This window comes from Salinibacter sp., assembly GCF_036626415.1.
In the GTDB taxonomy this organism is placed as follows: Bacteria; Bacteroidota; Rhodothermia; order Rhodothermales; family Salinibacteraceae; genus Salinibacter.
Genome location: NZ_JAZKRW010000224.1, coordinates 1 through 2,800, shown reverse-complemented (window position 1 = coordinate 2,800; position 2,800 = coordinate 1). Strand labels below are relative to the sequence as shown.

General features: G+C 65.1%; 4 protein-coding genes and 1 tRNA gene. 1 reads left to right on the top strand and 4 read right to left on the bottom strand.

Annotated elements, in window-relative coordinates; all coding sequences use genetic code 11:
- Positions 1–50 precede the first annotated feature (50 nt).
- The 3 genes from V5A20_RS13945 to V5A20_RS13935 all read right to left on the bottom strand — a co-directional run bounded on the left by V5A20_RS13945 (position 51) and on the right by V5A20_RS13935 (position 933).
- A complete protein-coding gene (locus V5A20_RS13945; protein WP_332317084.1) occupies positions 51–320 on the bottom strand; it encodes a hypothetical protein in 270 nt (89 codons plus the stop codon).
- A gap of 90 nt (positions 321–410) precedes the next feature.
- Entirely contained in the window at positions 411–776 is a 366-nt protein-coding gene (locus V5A20_RS13940; protein WP_332317083.1) for a hypothetical protein, read from the bottom strand.
- A gap of 83 nt (positions 777–859) precedes the next feature.
- Positions 860–933 (bottom strand) — tRNA-Ile (locus V5A20_RS13935).
- 194 nt (positions 934–1,127) lie between these two features.
- Between V5A20_RS13935 and V5A20_RS13930 the strand changes: the two genes are divergently transcribed.
- Positions 1,128–1,598, top strand: coding sequence for a CBS domain-containing protein (locus tag V5A20_RS13930; protein ID WP_332317082.1), 471 nt, complete (start codon positions 1,128–1,130; stop codon positions 1,596–1,598).
- Between the two features lie 53 nt (positions 1,599–1,651).
- Here V5A20_RS13930 and V5A20_RS13925 read toward each other — a convergent pair.
- The coding region (locus V5A20_RS13925) for a S10 family peptidase (RefSeq protein WP_332327635.1) at positions 1,652–2,800 on the bottom strand (1,149 nt) is incomplete at its 5' end.

The window sequence follows — 2,800 nt, the reverse complement described above, 5'->3', positions numbered from 1 at the left end:
CTTCGCTGCGCTCGGAATGACTTGTTGTTAAGGGTCTTTTGCGTGTCTACTTAGTCGCCCTCGCCGGTCTCAACCCCCAGCATGAACTCCTCCCCACAGAAGTCGCACCGCAGCTCGATGGCCTTCTGGGGACCGCCTTCCATGCCGGTTTCTTGAAACTCCGGCGTGCCGTCGGGGCGCGTGGTCTTGGGCGTCACGTCCTCGAAGGAGAAGTCGCCGGTGAGCACGTTCGCGTACCCGACGGTGCGCTCGCACTCCGGGCAGGAGAAGGGCTGTTGGGCAGACCCGTCGCCGGTGGAAGACCTTTGGGGCGGTTCCATGTCCATAGGAAGAAAAGGGGTGGAGAAGAGGGTCGGAAAATTGGGATGGGCGTCTACGGTGAGGCCCTCTCTTTCGGGGCTCACTGGGGGTTAGACGTGTCCGTGAAGCTGGTCGTGGCCGTCAGGCGGCACGCCCAGCTCCGCCGTGTTCTGGGTGCCCAGATGCGGGACCTTGCTCACGCTGACCGGCAGGCCCTCGATCGGCTCGTCCATTCCGTCCAGGTGCACAGTGAGACGGGCAGGGTCGACGTCGAGGAGCGCCTCCTGCAGGTCGTTGGCGAAGGCGGTGCTGTCGGGGGCCAGGGTCAGCGTCACCGTGTAGCCCTTCGGCCGGTCGACGTCCGGGTTCGGGTGGGGCGTGGCGGAGACGGTGCCCGCCTCGACTGCGCCGGTCACGTCGGTGTAGTCTGTCTCCGAGGAGCGCTTCCACGTGATCTGTTGGATGGAACGGGACATGGGCGACCGCGCTTGCGAAAGAGGAGGCACCGGGAGAGGGTTCAGCCTCAAAGGGGCCCTGAGCCCTGCCAAACGGAGAAACGTGGGCCCGGCAGGACTTGAACCTGCGACCAGCCGATTATGAGTCGGCGGCTCTAACCAACTGAGCTACGGGCCCCCAATCATCGTAGCTGTGCCCACGAAGTGGCGCCCCGTCGGGTTCCGTTTTCGGGAGCGACAGGAGGGCGGGGGCTGGGAAAATTCGACACCGATCCACGCGACTTATGCAACACGGACATGGGTGATCAATAGAGACACTGTCCTACACTTCGTACTTCAATGTCTCTTCCACAACCGTCCCACTCGCCACCCATGAAGTGGACCAGCGCCAAAGACTTGATGACAGCGGACGTGCAGACCGTCGACGCCGACTGGACGGTCGAACGAGTTGCCCAGTTCCTGACCGACCATGGCATCTCCGGTGCGCCCGTCGTGAAAGACGACCAGCTCGTGGGCGTGGTCTCCCTGACAGACATCGCGCGGCACAACGGCACGGCCGGCAAGCCGGCCTCCGATCGTCCCGCCTCGTATTACCGGTCGGAGCTTGAGGCCGACTACGCCGACGAGGACCTTGAGAACCTTCAGATCAGTGAAGGGGGAGAGACGACCGCCGAACACGTCATGACCCCGCAGGTCTATGACGTGAACGAGCACACGTCCGTCCAGCAAACGGCCCAGGTGATGCACCGTGGGGGCATCCACCGGGTCTTCGTCACCACGGACGGAGAGGTCCGCGGCGTGATCACGGCGCTCGACATGCTGAAGGTGGTGGCGGCGATGTAGAGGCGCGGGACCCCAAGAAGAGGCCCCGCGCCGTGTCTCCCCTCCCTGATCCCCTACCGATCCGGTCCGTACCGGGCAGGCATTCCGTCTTCTGGGATCGACCCCTCAATGAACGTCCGGATGTCCTCGTTGGAGGTCGCCAGGTCCTCCGCGCGCAGGTACATCATGTGCCCGCTCCGGTAGCCCTCGAAGCGCAGCCGGTCGCGCATCGTCTGGCGCGTGCCGAGGTTCCACATCACGTACTTGGCCGAGAAGTAGTCCGTCGCCCCGTCGTAGTAGCCGGACTGCACCATGACGTGGAGGAAGGGGTTCTGGGCCATTGCCGACCGCAACTGGGCGCCCGTGTCGTTCTCCTCGTCGTCCCACGGGTAGACGTTGCCGAAGGTGTTGTACTGCAGGTCCGTCTCGAAGCCCAGCCCGTCGCGCAGGTAGTGGTTGATGGCGGGGGTGAAGGCATGATTCCACGAGGTCAGCTCTGCGGGATAGTCGTACTCGTCCCCGGCGTTTTTCACGTCCACGCCCTTGTAGCGGGAGTCGAGGCGACCGACGGTGTGCCCTTCGCCTTGGAGGAGCTCTTTCCAGAAGGCGTCGGCGGGCACGGCCAGGTTGTGGTTGCGCACAAACTGCTCGGAGAGGCCGGCGTAGCGGGCCACCTGCTGCGCGACCGTCTGCCGCCGCGTGCTGTCGATGAAGCCGCCCCGGGTGACGGCCGGGATGTACTGCTCCACCGTGTAGGTTTCCACCTCGGAGAGGAGACCCTGGAGGTCCCGGTTCTGGAGGTCGCTGGGGAGTTGCTCGTGGTACCAGGCCGTGGCCGCGTAGTAGGGCAGCTTGAGCGCTTCGGAGCGGGGCGACGGGCCGGCGGGCTCCATCCCGAGGCCGGTGGGGGAGACGAGGACGACGCCGTTCAGGTACATCCAGTGGCTGTTCTGGAGCTCGCCCGCCAGGCCCGCGACGCGGGTGGTGCCGTAGCTTTCCCCGATCAGGTACTTCGGGGAGCGCCAGCGGTTGTGCCGCGAGACGAACGTGTCGATCCAGTCGGCCAGGTAGTCCACGTCGGCGGTCACCCCGAAGAACTGCTCCGGGTCCGTGTCCTCGTCGATCACGCGGGAGAAGCCGGTGTTGACGGGATTGACGTACACGACGTCCGCCACGTCGATGATGGAGTGCTCGTTGTCCTCCACCCCGTACGGCTGCACGGG